The sequence below is a fragment of the Streptomyces sp. NPDC048254 genome (assembly GCF_043201895.1).
GTDB lineage: Bacteria > Actinomycetota > Actinomycetes > Streptomycetales > Streptomycetaceae > Streptomyces.
The window spans coordinates 392,296-407,555 of record NZ_JBICZJ010000002.1; the positions used below are offsets into that span (position 1 = coordinate 392,296).

Consider the following 15,260-nt stretch of genomic DNA (forward strand, 5'->3'; position numbering starts at 1 on the left):
CAGGGTTTGAGCTTGGGTTTAAAGCGGAAGAGTTTCGGTCACTTCCCGCAGCACTGAAGAAGGCAAATGAAAGACGGCCCGGGCGAAGAAGCCCGGGCCGTCAGCTAGGGGGGCTACGAAGCGGAAGCCTTGATCACCTGGAGGGCCGCCGGAGCATCGACCGCAAGACCAGCAACGCGGTAAGTCGCGCGGAAAGCGGTGACGTCCTTGTCGAAGCCGTAATCCTCAGAAACGGCAAGGCGAACATCCGAGCGCAGGCCAACGTGGATTCTGTCCGGAGCCGCGACGATCACCGTCTTACTGGGGAGATTCGCCGATACGTAGACAGGAAGGCCGAGACCCTTTTCCGCCATCGGGTCGGCAACCTGGCCAGCGAGGTAACCGCCATTCGCGCCATTCTCGCGCTCCTTGCGGAGAGCCTTACCCATGTCAGGCGAAGCCCAGATGACAGCCGGAGTCGCACCGGCTGCCTCAATATCCGAGAACGCGTCGATGATGTGGTCCCACTTAACGACCGTGTTTCCCGTAGTCAGGTTTACGGCAGTGCCCATGCCAGCCTTCGTGAGGCCGGAGAGGGAAGCCGTGCCCGTCCCCTGGAAAGCATCCTTATCAACCTGGGTCGCGATGTTTCGCAGCATCACCCCGGCGATCAGGTCACGCAGCGAGAATGCGGCGTCTTCGAGAATCTCGTTGCTCGCGCGGTAGAGGTCTGCGTACTTCACGGGGTTGAAGGTGAGTCCCGTAAAGGTCGGGGTAGCTTCAGGGATTGCCGCCCCCTCAGCAACCACGGTCGGAGTCGTGGCTCCCGTAAGGCTCGGCAGGACGAACGATCCACCTTCGAAGCGGTGAATGTTAATCCCCGGAACGCGCATGAAAACGGACTGCGCACGGAGGAACTCGACGGCACGATCGGCAACGCTGGTCGGAACGGCATATCCACCAGCACCGGGGGTTCCCTCGGCCACCAGGGCGCGGTATTCGCTGGCGGACGGCAGGATAGAGCGCCACTCTTCGGACTCGCCAGGCAGGCCAGGAGCGCCGCCCGGCGTCACGATGCCGCCAACGTTCTCGACCAGGGCGCGAACCTCCGCCTCACGGTCAAGCCGCGCCCGATCCTCGCGGGCGTCAACGGCCCGCAGCTCCATGTACTTCAGCGTCTCCGCAATGGAGTTTCGAGTCTCCGGGGAATTGGCCCCGTTCGGGCCGTTCACCGCGGCCAGAATCTCGGTACGAGCCATACGCTCTTCAGCCGGAACAGAGTTGATGACTGCCGCCACTTCGCGGGCAGTCAGGCCGCGCTCTTCTGCCTCTGCGGCATCAAAAATCTTGCGAAGCTCAGGCTTCATATTCTGGTTTCCTCTTCGGTAAGGGGGCCGGGTTCGGCCATGAAAGAGGCGCCCAACACCCGGATATGGGTGGGGCGCCTGGACTTAAGGGCGGTCTAGTTACCGTTCCTGGAACGGCGGCATACGAGACATGCGTCGAAGCTCGGCCTGTTCCACGTAGCGCACTCTGCGCGCGACCTTGCGCGCCAGGCTCTTACAGGAAGGGCCGCAATACCGAGGCGGCCTCCCGGGGCCTACCTCGACAGTGAAAGGCTCTTCGCACGCCCAGCACTTCAGCTCGACTGTCCTACTCATCTCTTGTTCCTCCGAATCGGTAACCGGGGCTGTACGCCCGGCAGGGGATATGCGAAACGGCCCAGACTCCACGCGCATTGGAAACGTGGAATCCGGGCCGTTCGCTGCCGCACCCGCCCAGTGCCTTACCCGCCCTCGATTGCCCGAAGGAAACCGAAGCTTTCACTAGAGGTAGACCTGTTATTCGCCCCGAAACTCAACACGAAACCCGAGATGTGACACCTATCACCTAGGGAGGTACGCGTCCCTGGCCATTAGCTGAGCAGACCCCCGAAGGTGTCATCACTGTTGCTGTCAGGCCGCGGCACAGAAAGCCGCTGCCTGTCCAAAGGGTTCAGGCCAAAGCGAGCGCCAAACGTCAGCATCAGCGCGGCAGCATCCCGCGCTATCTGATGAGCCGGACTCTTCTTCACCTGGCCCCGATACCCTTCGGCCATAAGGCCGTTGGTAGCCAGCTCGACCACGGCGGCCGTGTAAACGGCCCACGCCGTGCAATAGACGACCATGAAGGCTCGGTCTAGGGCGGGATCGAAGACGCCCCGCGCGTTCAGCTCAGGGACGACACGGGACCACTCGGCCCGGGCCTCGGCCGGAAGGCCGTCAGGGGGCGGCGGAGCGTCCTCCCTCGGCCTGGTGCCGGCCTCGGCCTCACGCTTGCTCGCTTGCCCCCGCAGGATACGCAGGGCGGGAGTAGTAGGAATGTTGCCCCTCGGCATGGTGTGATCTCCAATCCGTTGTGATTCGTTACTGTCCGCGCCTATCCGACGCGATCCGTAGCCGTGTGCCTTTTCCAGCGTTCACGACGCGCACTCCGAAACAAGGAAGGCTGCGGGTGCCGGAGCGGCGAGCGAAAAAGTTTCAACTTCCCCCGCGGGCTCACCTGAGCCTAGGAGGCTGTGTATACGCGCTACAGCACGACGAACGCCTCCCGGCAGTCGGAAGGGTGCGAAGGGGCGACGCGAGGACCCCCGAAGCCCTAGGCTGTCGCCCTGGCCGCAGTGTGAGTCTTGGGGACGAGAATGATCATCGCTGAAGGAATTCTAGAGTCGGGTACCTTTTGGAGTGTTGCAATCGGCCTTCTGGGAACGCTTGTTGGCGCCGTCCTCGGCGCCTATCTCCCAGGTAAGTTCGCAAGGTCAAAGAAAAAGGAGATTGAGTTCCGGTGGGTGAGAACTACACCCCTCCTGAAGCCGTCCGCTTCACTGAGGGTTACCCATGAAAGTACTGTCCTCGAAAAACCTCGGCTTGTTGATGTGAGTATCCGTAATGGAATGGACGAGCCAGTTACCAGAGAGTCATTCCATGACGGCCAGTCGATCACGATCGAGCTGGATGCAAAGATTATCGATATCTTGGAGCGGGAAACCAAACCCGATACGTCGGTGATGCCGACAGTAAGCATCGCGGATCAACAGCGAATCGAAATTGCACCCTGCCTTTTGGCTCCAGGTCAAGTAGTTGAAATTGCTGTACTTGTTGATGGTCGAGGGCAAGCCGGTAAGTTTAAGTTCCAGTCCCCATTGATTGGCATTGAACCCAAAAAGATGCCGAGCGTGGGTGAGGCGATGAAGAATCTATTGGAGGTGATGCATCGATCTCGGATCAGATCGCTTAGGCGCGTCCTATGGGCCTCGGCTGCCGGGATGGTTCTCGGGGTGATTGCTATTTTCACCCTCCTCGCTGCGCATTCAGCTGAGGAGAAATATGACCGGCTCAAGCACTGCGTTGTGGCCAATCAGAATAATGTGAAGGAATGTCAAAAGCTCTAACAGAGAACGGCCGCCCCCGTGCCATCGAAGAGCTCGGGGGCATCGCCTATCCCGTTGCCGGGTTGAGGCGCGAAGGGAGGAGGCGACTGATCAGGGCATCATTGTCAGCCTCGGCGCACGGTTCACTCTGTTCGACCACGGCCCTATCGTCCTCGACCAAGGGTGAAAGAGAACGCTCGGGCCATTGTGAGCCGGAGCGAGCTAGCTACAGATACTGAGTTGAACCGCCCTGGCTCGATCGCCAGGGTGTTGCGTTGCTGCTGCTGTCCTGGCCTCCCTCGATCGGCCAGGCGGTAGCTGCGAAGCGAGCGGAGTAGCTAACGGACCCGAAGGGGTCCTTACTAAGGCCATAAGTTCCCGGAGGCCGTTCAGGCCGCCTCGGCGAACCAATCCTCGTCATCAACCCAGGCCAGCCGTTCCGCGGACCGCTCACCAGACAGTAGGCGGAACGTCGTCTTCGCACCGCGCTTACTCCCGACCGTCTCGACTTCGAGCCACCCGGCATCGATGAGGGTCTTCGCTCCGCGCTCGGTGTAACGGCGAAGGTTCCCCGCTCGGTCACGGGTGCCGACAGCATCAGCAAGCGAGCGCCACGGAACGGTCACTTCGGAGTCGTCTCCGCATAGTCGCGCTATCTGCCTGGCCACAGCTTGCCCGCTGCGCGGCACGCACTGAATCACGTCTCCGTACCACAGAGCGGCTTGGCCGGCCGGGGCTACCGTTTCGGCCGCGAGCGCGAACCCGCGCTTCCGTAGTTTCACCCTGCGTACGTCGATAGCGTCCGCGTGCAGGTCGAGAAAGGCCACTGACAGTTCCCCTTTCGATGCAGGCATAGAAAAGGCCCCGGAATGTCGGGGCCTTGATCGGGTCGGATATTCATCTGTCACGCCTCTTCGAGTAGGCGTAGCTTCTCGCCTTCCCGTATGAACATCTCCCGAGCTATGAAGCGCGTGACGCCGTCGCGTATGCCGTACACGTCCGCGAGGCAGCCGAGTTCATTCTGAACAGTCGGACGAACGAAGAACGCGTGATCCTCATCCGTGAAGCCGGTCCAAAGGTAGTAAGAGCCGAGCTGGTGCACGGGGGACACCTCGAAGCTGGGAAGCTTCTCCGCTTCGGCCCGGGTCATCGCGTCCAAGGTCATGCGACGGTTTTAACCCGAAAGGGGTGACAGAATCAAGGAAGAGCGTTTAAACGGTCCGAGCGGTCCAGCCTTGAAACTGTCACCCCTACCGCTGCACCTTTGACTTCGCCAGGGGGTAGCACTGCAAGGTTTCTTCGCTACTAGCACCCAGCGCACGGCCTCGGCGCCGATGACCACAACAACAGGGGGAGTATGCGTGTTGTAACCGTGATCCAGGATCAGGACGGTAACCGGCGAGTCGTTGCTGATGTGGTCTACCCTTCCGAGAGTTGACATGAGAAATGCCCCCTCCTTCCGGAGGGGGCATTTTGGTTTCGTGGAGTGCGCCGGGAAACTAACTCCAGTTGTTGTCCATTCTGATCAGTCGCTTCCTGACATCGTGCGGAATGATCAACTTCCCCACTAGCTCCCCATTGTCCTCTTTTCTAAGTTCGAAAGTTATTCCGGCACTCAGTAGGTCCCTTTCCATGGCCTCTACGCCACCAGCCTCCCAATGCTGCCGGTACGTCATGCCGGTACTTTCGTAGATCCACCTATCTTTTGTGGAGTCCGGGTCGATCTTCGTCAAGTCGTTCATGAGAGCGTCTAGCGTGCTCTCCGCCTTTTCTCGAATGAACCCGGCCTTATCGAACCTTCCGCCGGGCTCCAGTCCAGACATGTAGTAGGCAATGGACTCTTCCAGTCGCTTGCGCTCACGCCTGTTTTCGTCGCCTCTGGCGTACTCGCGGCGGATCACCTCGTAATCCCCCAGGGCCTCAAAGACGGCCTGCGCCAAAGAAGAATACACATGCTCGGGATCCGGTGTCACGAATCCGGGCTTCCGGCAGTCGGGGCACCGCAAGTAGCGGTACTCCTTCACTTCGCCGGTAGAGAGCGTCTTGTAGTTATTCGTTTCGTTTACGTTCCTGCCGCAATCGTGTTTCATGACGCCGAGGAACCGGGTCGGACGACGGTTCTTCTCATGATGACGTTTGTTCTTCGAGCGAGTGGCGAGTGCCGCTTGCACGCTCTCAAATTCTTCGCCAGTCAGGATCGGCTCATCCGTAACCCTGATCTCCTGGCCCTGCTTATCCAGTACCGGCGTTGATTTGTAGGTAGTCGCCTTCGTCCCTCCCTCGGTACGAATCCCTCTAACAGCAGGGTTCCTAAGAATCCTGAGAACTTGCTGATTGTTCCACGTCCGATCGCTGTAGGTCGGAACCTTGGCCCGGTCCAGAACCTTCGCAATGCGGTTTGCCGGAACCCCCCGCATTGCAGCCTGAAACATGTAGCGCACTGCCCGCGCCTGGTCAAGGTCCTGTACTAGGCGGAGCTTGCCGCCCACCCTGGAAGTCTTGTAGCCAAACGATGGCTTACCGATACGCCATTGATCCTGTTGCTTGGTGTATTCCCAGTGAGATGAAACACGAGTCTTGGTGTTGGCGGCCTCAATCTCCGCCACGGCTGCAATGAAAGTCACCATTGCTTGTGCCATGGGGGACGACAAGTCCAGGGTGTCATTGAGAGAAATGAGATTCTTGCCGAACTTCTCACACCACTTAATGACCTCGTGCAGATCGGAAATGCGCCTGATGAACCGGTCCAGCTTCCAGAACAGGATCAAGTCAAACTCGGGTATACGGTTGTTGAGCCAGTCTCCGAGTTCCTTCCGCTCCCAAGGTGCTTTCTTGGTTGCGGACACTCCGAGGTCCCTAGCAACCCCAACAACCCGCACGCCCTCTCGGATGGCATGGCGGCGGAGGTCAAGTTCCTGCCGTGCCGGTGAGGTTGTGTCTTCCGTGAGGATCGACAGGCGTACCGACAGGAGGCCACGGGGCGCGTCCTCCGCCAACGCATCGTTCCGGGCCTGTAGGTCGGCCAGCTCTGCCAGTTCCTCAGCGGTCCACTCGGGAGCGGTCTTGGTAGCGGTCATGAGCGCGAGAGTAACGCGGTTTGATTCTGACACGTTCTTCGTGCAGTTCGTGGACCCGGGATACGCCTACCCGGCGCTGTCCTTCGTCGTCCTCGGCGCCTTCGCCCAGCTGGCGAGCTTCCTGTACCTGACCGCCCTGATATTCAGCGGCACCAAGCTGGCCGCCGCCTTCCGCCGCCGCAAGCGGCTGGCTGCGACGGCCACCTCGGCGGCGGGTGCGCTGTTCCTGGGCTTCGCGGTGAAGCTGACGCTGGCCAGCGCCTGAGGTAGCGCCCGCACCCCTTACCGCGCGCTCCAGGCCCCGGTACGCCCGGCGTACTTCGCCAGGCCCCGGGCCGTGTCGCCGGCCCACGCCACATAGCCGTCCGGCCGGACGAGGAACACACCGGAGCCGTACGACTCCGGGGCCCGCACCCGGCGTACCGACTCCGGGACGGTGTGGACCGGGTCCGGGGCCAGCAGGGTCCAGTGGGGTCCCCGGAAGGCGTCGAACATCCGCACCCCGTCCGCGTTCCGTCCGTCCGGTGCGCGGTCGCCCGCCCGCACCGGCCCCGGGTCCGCCCGGGTCTCCTCCGTCAGCGAGGACTCCCGGTAGCCGATCCCGAGCTGGACCGTCGCCTCGCCGCGCCGTACCTCGCCGCGGTGGACGTCCGTCGAGAGGTTCAGCATGGCGGCGGCGTTCGCGCGGCGCTCCTCCTCGTAGGTGTCGAGGAGCGTGTCCGGGGCGTCGCCGGCGAGCACGGCGGCCAGCTTCCAGCCCAGGTTGTAGGCGTCCTGGACGCTGGTGTTCAGACCCTGGCCGCCGGCCGGGGAGTGGACGTGGGCCGCGTCTCCGGCCAGGAAGACCCGCCCCACCTGGAAGCGGTCGGCCAGGGCGGCGCGGGGGCGGAAGTCGGAGGCCCAGCGCAGCTCGGTGACGTCCGCCGCGTCCAGGTGGCTGTACGCCGACACCAGCCGCCGTACGCCCGCCAGCGACAGGTCGGCCGCCGTGCCCTCGGGCAGCTTCGCGGCCAGCTGGAAGTCGTCGGTGCCGGCCAGCGGGCACAGCGCCACGCCGTTGCCGTCGTCGCCGACGAAGACGTGCCAGTGGTCGCGGTCGAGGCCCCGCACCCGCAGGTCGGCCACCAGGAAGGGGTTCGGGTCGACCGACTCGCCGGTCATCCCGACGCCCACCGCCCGCCGTACGGCCGAGCGGCCCCCGTCCGCCGCCACCACATACCGGGCCCGGGCGGTCGTACCGTCGGCGAAGTGGGCGGTCACCCCCTCCGCGTCCTGCTCCAGGCCCGTCAGCGCCTGCCCGAACCCGACCCGGCCGCCCAGCTCCAGCAGCCGCGCGTACAGCACCTCCTGCGTCCGCCACTGCGCGACCATCAGCGGATCGGTGTACGGCGCGCCCTCGTCCGCCGTCACCTCGTCGAACATCGGCTGCGACGCCAGCCGCTCGCCGTTCTTCCAGAACAGCTGGGGCGGATAGGGACCGCCGGCCGCGCGAATCGCGTCGCGTACCCCGAGGTCGTCGAAGACCTCCTGGGTGCGGGGCTGGATCCCCTTGCCGCGCGAGCCGGGGAACAGCTTCTCGCCCGCCTCCACGACCAGCGCGTCCACTCCGCGCCGGGCGAGGTCGATACCGAGGGTGAGTCCGGTGGGACCCGCGCCCACGATCAGAACATCCATCACATATCTCCTTAACGTTGTTAAGTGCCGTCGGTGACAAGGCTGCCCTTAACGCTGTTAAGCTGTCAAGCGTGAGTACGGAACGACGCAGGCCCCTCGACCGCCGCCGGGTCGCCGACACGGCCCTGCGCCTGCTGAACGAGGCCGGCCTGGACGGACTGACGCTGCGGGCCATCGCCAAGGAGCTGGACGTCAAGGCGCCGGCCCTGTACTGGCACTTCAAGGACAAACAGGCGCTGCTCGACGAGATGGCGACGGAGATGTACCGCCGGATGGTCGCGGGCACGCCGTTCGACCCCTCCGGCACCTGGCAGGACGTGCTGCGCACGGTGAGCGGCGGGCTGCGCGCGGCCCTGCTCGGCTACCGCGACGGCGCCAAGGTCTACAGCGGCTCACGCTTCACGGGCATCGACCACGCCCCTGAGCAGGAGGCGTACCTGCACGTCATGACGGAGGCCGGTTTCACCCTCGCCCAGGCGGCCCAGGCGGGCATGACGGCGAACGCCTACACCATCGGCTTCGTCACCGAGGAACAGGGCGTCGAACCCCTCCCGGGCCAACGCCGGGAGGGCTACGACGTGGCCGAACGAGCCCGCATCCTGGCCGACTTCCCCTTGTCGGCGGCGGCAGGCCTGGAACTCTTCACCGACTACGACCGCCGGTTCGAGGAGGGGCTGGAGCTGGTCATCGCCGGAATCGGCGCCCGCTACAAGATCGCCTGAGGGCGAGGCGCCGCCGCGTCGCGGGGTGCCGCGGGAGGTTGGCAGGCGGGTGCGGGTGCGGGTGCGGGTGGGGTGTGGCTGGTCGCTCAGTTCCCCGCGCCCCTTCGGGCGCTACCGCATCCTCCTCCGAAGGGCCCGCGTGAGCACGGGCGGCAGCAGATCCACCGCGACCCTCCGCACTCGGCTCCGCCGACGCGGCACCGGCGGCGCCGCGGCCGCAGGAACCGGCTCGGGGGCCTCCGGCACCTCCGCGTACCGGGACGGCGGGAACTCCGGCCCCGGCATCCCCTTCGACTTCAGCCGTATGATCCGGTGCCCCGCGGCCTCCTGCATGCTCAGATGGCAGTCGCTGCGCCCCCGCACCATCTCGATCAGTTCCTCCTGCACCGGCCCGGGGTCGCCCCACGTCCCGTACAGCTTCTGCGTGCTGATGCAGACCGGGCTCAGCCCGCGGTTGAGGACCGCCTCCCACGCCGCTATGGAGACACCGGGCGTGTGCTCGGAGCGGAAGTCGTCGAGGACCACGATCCCGTCCGGCACCAGCAGATCGCGGGCGGCTCCTATGTCGCCGTGCACATGCTCGTAGAGATGCGACGCGTCGACGTGCACGAACCGGCAGGTGCCGGACGCGACTTCGGCGGGCACCACGGAGCTGGGCCCCTGGAGCACGCGCGGCAGCTCGTCGTGGAAGGCGAGGTAGTTCTCCTCGAAGAGGCGCCGGGTCAGCCTGCCGTACGACTTCGTCGACTCGGCCCGGTTCGCGTGGTCGGGTGCGTCGCCCTCGAAGAGGTCGCACACCGTGAACGACTCGGCGGGCCGCAGGTGCCGGCCGGTGAAGATCGCGCTCTTGCCCATGTAGACCCCGACCTCAAGGAGGTCGCCCCGCATTCCGGAGTCCTCCTGGAGGCCGAGGAACCAGTCGAAGAGGACCTGGTCGAGCACGGGGAACCAGCCGGGCACGTCGTCGAGACGGCGGGGCGGTCGGGTCGTTTCCTGGGTGGTGGCCATGTGGAGGAGGCACTCCCTCGGTACGCGATCGGCAAGCCTGTGGAAACCCTGCGTGGTGGCTGTGCGATGTCAGGGCTCTCCGGCGCCTGCCCGCCGTTCGGCTCCGAAATCGACGGAGAGGTGAACGGCGGGCCAAGACATTCCTAAGTGAACGAAAGATGAATTCGGATCGAATCAGGAGTTCTTCAGGGCTCTTTTCAATCTCGGACCGAACGGTGTCTCCGCAAAGCGGTGGATCAGCTGGGCGAGCCCGAGCATCGCGAGCACCGTCACCGCCAGCGTGGGCCACGGCGGCAGCCCCCAGCCCCGGTGCAGCACCCTGATCACGAACCAGCCCAGGTGCTCGTGCACCAGGTAGAACGGGTACGTCAGCGCCCCGGCCGTGGTCAGCCAGGGCCAGGCCGCCCACCGCGTCCAGCCCGCCGCCACCGCCGCCACGGCGGCGTAGGCCAGCGTGACGACGAGCAGCACCACGTACGGGTTCCGGGGCGAGCCGGCGTGCCACAGCCCCTCGGTGGCCATGCGCAGTCCGAGGATCCAGGAGAGCGCCACGATGCCCCAGGGCAGCGCCTGGTTGCCGAAGCGGTGGACGAGGTAGAGGGCCAGGCCGCCGATGAAGTACGGGGCGTATTCGGGCATGACGACCAGCTCGGTCCAGGGGCCGCCGGCCGAGGTGCTCAGCACGGCGGCCAGGGTCCACACCGAGCAGAACAGCACCACCCTGCTATAGGTGACGCCCGGCAGGACCACGAGCAGCGCGAACAGGGCGTAGAAGCGCACCTCCACCCAGAGCGTCCAGCAGACGCCGAGGACGCGGGGTGCGCCCATCGGCTGTTGCAGCATCGTCAGGTTGACCAGGAACTCGTCGAGCCGGACGGCGGGCACGACGGCCGGCAGGACCAGGGACGCGCCGGTGATCAGCACCAGGGCGACCCAGTAGGCGGGGTAGAGGCGGGCGACGCGGGAGCGGAAGAAGTCGCCGAGGGAGCGGCCCCAGCTGCTCATGCAGATCACGAAGCCGCTGATGACGAAGAAGAACTCGACGCCGAGGCAGCCGTAGACGGCCGCCCGGGAGAGGGTCGGGAAGACGTGGGCGGGGTTCTGGTGCCAGGACGCGGAGACGACTCCGCCGCGGCCTGTGTAGTGGTAGAGGCAGACCATCAGGGCGGCCACGAGCCGCAGTCCGTCGAGGGCCGGAAGTCGGGTGCGCGGTCGTCCGGGTGGGGCCGGGGCGACGGCAATCTTCGCAGGCGGGAGCGCCGTTGTGGGGGTTGCGAGAGACATGGTCCGAGACGCCTACCCGGCACCGGGCCGTTAATCATCCGATCTGTTCACAGAGTCCCCGGGACGTGGACGTCCAATACCGTCACCTGGGGGAATCATAGAAAGTGTGCGGTGAACCTGCTAACCATTCTCTTACCCGTAGGGATTCGTTAACCATATAGTCGTTTTGGCTTTCTAGTTTCTCCATCCATCCCCCGATGCGGGTCACCCCACCACACACAGCGGTTGCACAAGCTTTGCTTGGCAAAATCAGGAGAGCTATGACGAGGGTCCAGAACAGGCGGGCACCTGCGCGCGGAGGGGAGCTGGACGACTGCCTGCACGCCTGCGCTGTGCACAGCGGCAAAGTGGTCGGCAGCCTCGACCGCCGTCGCGCGGAGCTGGCCGAGCAGCTGCGCAAGCTGCTGGTGGTGGTCGCCACCGAAGGCACCACCACCCCCGCACCGGCCCCGGCCGGCGGCGCGACCGCCCTGCTCAAGCGGGCCGTCAAGGGCGCCGCGACCCCTTCCGGCGGGATCAACAACGACCTTCTCGACGCTCTGCTCGCGGTGGCCAACAAGGCCCTGGAGTGCGGTTACAACGACGAGCTGAACCTCGCCCTCGTCATCAGCGACACCGTGCTGGCGCAGCGCAAGAACTCCCGCGCCGGCTGGCGGCTGCGGGCCCGCATCCTGGAGGGCCTCGGCGAGGAGCGCGAGGCCGTCGAGGCCTACGAGCGCTACCTCGAACTCACCAAGGACGACGGTTTCGGCGTCGCCAACCGGATATCCGGCATGCGCCGCGCCGGTGAGCGCGAACGCGAGCTCCTGGACCTCCTCAAGCGCCAGGTCCCCGCCGCCGCGGACCACGTCCGCGAGGCCGCCACCGCCACCTGGGCCGAGGGCCTCGCCCTGCACGCCGTCGGTGACTGGAAGGCCGCCGAGCCCCGCCTGGTGGGCGCCCTGCTCGCCCTGGCCGCGGACGAGGCGCCGGTGAACGACCGGCAGGAGCTGCTCAGCCAGTACCTCGACCTGCGCCTCGCCGAGGGCGGTGACGGCGGTCTCGGCGAGGCCGTCGCGCTCTACGCCGAGCAGCGCCGGATCCGGATGCGCGGCCCGGTCGGCAACCCGACCTTCGACGGCGTGCAGTGGATCACCCTCGGGGAGTTCCGCAACCAGATCGCCGGCAAGTCGATCTGCCTGATCGCCAACTCGGGCCGGGTGGGCGCCAGCGGCATGGGCAAGGAGATCGACGACTACGACCTGGTCGTGCGCTTCAACTCGTACAAGATCGACCCGAAGCACACCGGTGAGCGCACCGACATCCACGTCAGCATCCACAAGCACGCCTTCAACTGGGAGAAGCCGGTGACCACCCGGCTGATCTTCGGCGGCGTCTCCGGTGACTGGAAGCACTCGCTGCGCAACAAGCTGGTGCCCGGTGCCCAGAAGTACCTCGCCGACGAGTCGCTGCGCTGGCCGATGCGGAACATCGGGCAGATCGGCGCCGACGCCTGGTCGGGCATCCCGACCTCCGGGTTCAACATGCTCTGGCTGCTGGACTTCCTGGACGTCAGCCCCACCCTCGACCTGATCGGCTTCGACTTCTACGAGAGCGGCGCCTACCGCGTGCAGGAGGCCATGAAGCTGGCCATCACCTCCGTGCACGAATACACCAGCGAGAAGGATTGGGTCATGCAGCGGGCCCAGAGCGTGACGGACATGAGGATCTCCCTGCGATGACGACCACCTTCACCCCGGCGATACCGAACACCAACGCCAGCGCTCTCACCAAGAAGCGCCGCATCGCGTTCGCGTCCTACGTGGACGAGAACTACCTGCCCGGCTTCCTGGTCCTGCTGCGCAGCCTCGCCCTGTCCAACCCGGGCGTCTGCGAGGACTTCGTCGTGCTCTACGACGACCTGCGCCCGGCCTCCATCGCGAAGATCCGCGCCCTGCACCCGCGCATCGTGCTCCAGCGGGTCAACGACACGCACTACGACTCGTACGTCAAGGGCGACCAGGACAACTACCTGGTCCGCAAGGCGTACTTCATCCTCGACATCTTCCGGCTGCGCGACTACGACACGATCATCACCCTGGACACCGACATGGTCGTCCTCGGTGGTCTCGGCGAGCTCCTGGAGCTGCGCGAGGGCCTCGCGGCCGTGCCGCAGTTCTTCTACGGCCAGCACAAGCTGAACTCCGGCCTTCTGGTGATCCAGAAGGAGTACCTGTCCGACGAGTTCTGCGCGAAGATCGACAAGACCGGCCGCAGCGGCGAGTACGAGCTGGACAAGCACGACCAGGGCATCCTGAACGCCGTCCTGGACGGCGACTTCGTCCGCCTCGACGCCAAGTACAACTTCGTCAAGCGGCGGCTCTCCGGCGACCTCCCGGTCCCCGAGGAGACGAAGATCCTGCACTTCACCGGGCGGCACAAGCCCTGGCAGGGCGGCGAGTCCGGCTACGCGCAGGCCGAGGACCGCTGGCGCGAGTTCGAGATGAGCGACGCCGAGTTCCACGCGGCCTACTTCGCCTCCTCCGGCGGTCTCCACCACGACCTGGTCGTCCACTTCGGCGCCCCGCACGTCAAGCGCACCGGTGACGTCGAGATCGCCCGCAAGGTGGCCGCCGCGCACATCGCGTCCGGCGACTACCAGGACGCCGTCGACGTCCTCAGCAGCGTCCGCATCCCGCTGGACGAGGCCTGGCCGCACGAGGTGCTCGGCCACGCCCTCATGAGCGTCTCCCGCTACGACGAGGCCAAGACCCAGCTGCTGCTCGCCAGCGCCGCCCCCAACCGGGCCGCGACCGCCTTCTCCCGGCTCGCCCAGATGGCCTGGGTGCACGGCGACAACACCGAGGCCCTCCGGTACGCCACCGCCGGCCTCACCGTGGACCCCACGCACCGCTCCAGCCGCCTGTGGGCGCAGCGCGCGGCCGCCGTCCCCTCCCAGGAGCAGGGCAGCGCCGAGGACCAGCTGGCGCACGTGGCGTTCTACATGGACCGGCAGGGCAACGCGGGCGACAAGCTGCTCCCGGAGACCGTCCGGCTCGGCTTCGGCCCGGACACCTCCTCCAGGCGCTGGCACTCGGTGCACGCCCACCGCTACTTCGACCAGGCCGCCCTGGAGCGGGTCAACGCCCGCCGGGGTCTGGTCATCGGCGGCGGCGGCCTGTTCATCCCGGACACCATGCCCAACGGCAACAGCGCCTGGCAGTGGAACGTCCCGGACGAGCACCTGCGCGCCATCGACGTCCCGATCATGGTCTACGCGGTCGGCTTCAACGCCTTCGACGGCCAGTCCTACCGGGCCACCCGGTTCAACGAGAGCCTGCGGCTGCTGGTCGAGAAGTCGTCCTTCTTCGGCCTGCGCAACCACGGCTCCATCGCCAAGGTCCGCGGCATGCTCCCGCCGGAGCTCCAGGACAAGGTCGTCTTCCAGCCCTGCCCGACCACGGTCATGCGCCAGCTGGTGGCCGGCTGGAGCGACCCGCTGTACCGCGAGGACACGGTCATGCTCAACGCGGCGTACGACCGCGCGGGGCTGCGCTTCGGCCACGACTACGCGCACTTCCTCGCCGAGATGGCCAAGGCCGTCCGCAAGATCGGCGAGCACACCGAGGTCAAGTGCGTCGCCCACTCGCTGGACGACGAGAAGATCGCCTTCGACCTGCGCCGCGAGCACGGCATCTCGCTGCCGGTGATCCCGATGTACGACTTCTCCAACGACGAGATCCGTGAGACGTACGCCAAGACCCGCCTGGTCATCGGCATGCGCGGGCACGCCGGCATGATCCCGTTCGGTGTCGGCACGCCCATCATCTCCCTCATCTCGCACCCGAAGATGGCGTACTTCCTGGGCGACATCGAGCGGCCCGAGTGGGGCGTCTCGGTCCACGAGCGCGACCTCGGCGAGATCCTCACCGAGCGCGCGATCGACATCCTCGACAACCACAGCCGTACGGTCGCCGACGTGCACGACCGGCAGCAGCAGCTGTGGAAGGTCACCGAGGAGAACCGCGCCACGATCAAGAAGATCCTGGGCAGGTGACACCGAAGGGGCGGGCCCGGACCCGGACCCGCCCCTTAGCGCCCCGAAGGGGCGCGGGGCTGTATTGGATG

The 15,260-nt window shown here is 65.7% G+C and carries 12 protein-coding genes and 1 pseudogene; 5 read left to right on the top strand and 8 right to left on the bottom strand.

The features are described from left to right. Positions 1 to 113: 113 nt before the first annotated feature. Both ACGFZQ_RS07105 and ACGFZQ_RS07110 read right to left on the bottom strand, forming a co-directional pair. On the bottom strand, positions 114 to 1,346 hold the full coding sequence (locus ACGFZQ_RS07105; protein WP_393839495.1) for a phage major capsid protein: 1,233 nt from the start codon (positions 1,344 to 1,346) through the stop codon (positions 114 to 116). Positions 1,347 to 1,894: 548 nt separating this feature from the next. Beyond that, the gene (locus ACGFZQ_RS07110; protein ID WP_393839496.1) at positions 1,895 to 2,356 is read right to left on the bottom strand and encodes a phage terminase small subunit P27 family; all 462 of its coding nucleotides are present in this window, start codon (positions 2,354 to 2,356) and stop codon (positions 1,895 to 1,897) included. 303 nt (positions 2,357 to 2,659) lie between these two features. On the opposite strand from ACGFZQ_RS07110, the gene ACGFZQ_RS07115 reads away from it, so the two are divergent. Continuing rightward, entirely contained in the window at positions 2,660 to 3,409 is a 750-nt protein-coding gene (locus ACGFZQ_RS07115; RefSeq protein ID WP_393839497.1) for a hypothetical protein, read from the top strand. Between the two features lie 368 nt (positions 3,410 to 3,777). On the opposite strand, the gene ACGFZQ_RS07120 is transcribed toward ACGFZQ_RS07115, so the two are convergent. The 3 genes from ACGFZQ_RS07120 to ACGFZQ_RS07130 all read right to left on the bottom strand — a co-directional run bounded on the left by ACGFZQ_RS07120 (position 3,778) and on the right by ACGFZQ_RS07130 (position 6,465). Beyond that, on the bottom strand, positions 3,778 to 4,215 hold the full coding sequence (locus tag ACGFZQ_RS07120; protein ID WP_393839498.1) for a hypothetical protein: 438 nt from the start codon (positions 4,213 to 4,215) through the stop codon (positions 3,778 to 3,780). A 77-nt stretch (positions 4,216 to 4,292) separates the two neighbouring features. After that, complete coding sequence (locus ACGFZQ_RS07125; protein WP_393839499.1) at positions 4,293 to 4,553, bottom strand: hypothetical protein; 261 nt, start codon at positions 4,551 to 4,553, stop codon at positions 4,293 to 4,295. 334 nt (positions 4,554 to 4,887) lie between these two features. Then, entirely contained in the window at positions 4,888 to 6,465 is a 1,578-nt protein-coding gene (locus tag ACGFZQ_RS07130) for a recombinase family protein (RefSeq protein WP_393839500.1), read from the bottom strand. 28 nt (positions 6,466 to 6,493) lie between these two features. On the opposite strand from ACGFZQ_RS07130, the pseudogene ACGFZQ_RS07135 reads away from it, so the two are divergent. Beyond that, positions 6,494 to 6,730 (top strand): annotated as a pseudogene (locus ACGFZQ_RS07135) (LysE family transporter); the annotation flags it as partial. Positions 6,731 to 6,747: 17 nt separating this feature from the next. On the opposite strand, the gene ACGFZQ_RS07140 reads toward ACGFZQ_RS07135, so the two are convergent. Continuing rightward, entirely contained in the window at positions 6,748 to 8,139 is a 1,392-nt protein-coding gene (locus ACGFZQ_RS07140) for an FAD-dependent monooxygenase (protein ID WP_393839501.1), read from the bottom strand. Positions 8,140 to 8,210: 71 nt separating this feature from the next. Between ACGFZQ_RS07140 and ACGFZQ_RS07145 the strand changes: the two genes are divergently transcribed. After that, on the top strand, positions 8,211 to 8,861 hold the full coding sequence (locus tag ACGFZQ_RS07145; RefSeq protein WP_393839502.1) for a TetR/AcrR family transcriptional regulator C-terminal domain-containing protein: 651 nt from the start codon (positions 8,211 to 8,213) through the stop codon (positions 8,859 to 8,861). A gap of 111 nt (positions 8,862 to 8,972) precedes the next feature. Here ACGFZQ_RS07145 and ACGFZQ_RS07150 read toward each other — a convergent pair whose 3' ends face one another. Next, on the bottom strand, positions 8,973 to 9,869 hold the full coding sequence (locus tag ACGFZQ_RS07150) for a class I SAM-dependent methyltransferase (protein WP_393839503.1): 897 nt from the start codon (positions 9,867 to 9,869) through the stop codon (positions 8,973 to 8,975). Positions 9,870 to 10,043: 174 nt separating this feature from the next. Further along, on the bottom strand, positions 10,044 to 11,153 hold the full coding sequence (locus ACGFZQ_RS07155; protein ID WP_393839504.1) for an acyltransferase family protein: 1,110 nt from the start codon (positions 11,151 to 11,153) through the stop codon (positions 10,044 to 10,046). 260 nt (positions 11,154 to 11,413) lie between these two features. On the opposite strand from ACGFZQ_RS07155, the gene ACGFZQ_RS07160 reads away from it, so the two are divergent. Together ACGFZQ_RS07160 and ACGFZQ_RS07165 are read left to right on the top strand one after the other, a co-directional pair. Beyond that, positions 11,414 to 12,874: a glycosyltransferase family 29 protein gene (locus tag ACGFZQ_RS07160; RefSeq protein ID WP_393839505.1), complete on the top strand. Its 1,461-nt coding sequence runs from the start codon at positions 11,414 to 11,416 to the stop codon at positions 12,872 to 12,874. Then, the gene (locus ACGFZQ_RS07165; protein WP_393839506.1) at positions 12,871 to 15,189 is read left to right on the top strand and encodes a glycosyltransferase; all 2,319 of its coding nucleotides are present in this window, start codon (positions 12,871 to 12,873) and stop codon (positions 15,187 to 15,189) included. Before ACGFZQ_RS07160 ends, ACGFZQ_RS07165 begins: the two co-directional genes overlap by 4 nt. Positions 15,190 to 15,260: the final 71 nt, after the last annotated feature.

Excerpts from the sequence above, each read along its gene's own strand:
- ACGFZQ_RS07130 (WP_393839500.1), bottom strand. The coding sequence starts at position 6,465 with ATGACCGCTACCAAGACCGCTCCCGAGTGGACCGCTGAGGAACTGGCA.
- ACGFZQ_RS07160 (WP_393839505.1), top strand. The coding sequence starts at position 11,414 with ATGACGAGGGTCCAGAACAGGCGGGCACCTGCGCGCGGAGGGGAGCTG.
- ACGFZQ_RS07110 (WP_393839496.1), bottom strand. The coding sequence starts at position 2,356 with ATGCCGAGGGGCAACATTCCTACTACTCCCGCCCTGCGTATCCTGCGG.
- ACGFZQ_RS07165 (WP_393839506.1), top strand. The coding sequence starts at position 12,871 with ATGACGACCACCTTCACCCCGGCGATACCGAACACCAACGCCAGCGCT.
- ACGFZQ_RS07115 (WP_393839497.1), top strand. The coding sequence starts at position 2,660 with ATGATCATCGCTGAAGGAATTCTAGAGTCGGGTACCTTTTGGAGTGTT.
- ACGFZQ_RS07105 (WP_393839495.1), bottom strand. The coding sequence starts at position 1,346 with ATGAAGCCTGAGCTTCGCAAGATTTTTGATGCCGCAGAGGCAGAAGAG.
- ACGFZQ_RS07150 (WP_393839503.1), bottom strand. The coding sequence starts at position 9,869 with ATGGCCACCACCCAGGAAACGACCCGACCGCCCCGCCGTCTCGACGAC.
- ACGFZQ_RS07155 (WP_393839504.1), bottom strand. The coding sequence starts at position 11,153 with ATGTCTCTCGCAACCCCCACAACGGCGCTCCCGCCTGCGAAGATTGCC.
- ACGFZQ_RS07140 (WP_393839501.1), bottom strand. The coding sequence starts at position 8,139 with ATGGATGTTCTGATCGTGGGCGCGGGTCCCACCGGACTCACCCTCGGT.
- ACGFZQ_RS07125 (WP_393839499.1), bottom strand. The coding sequence starts at position 4,553 with ATGACCTTGGACGCGATGACCCGGGCCGAAGCGGAGAAGCTTCCCAGC.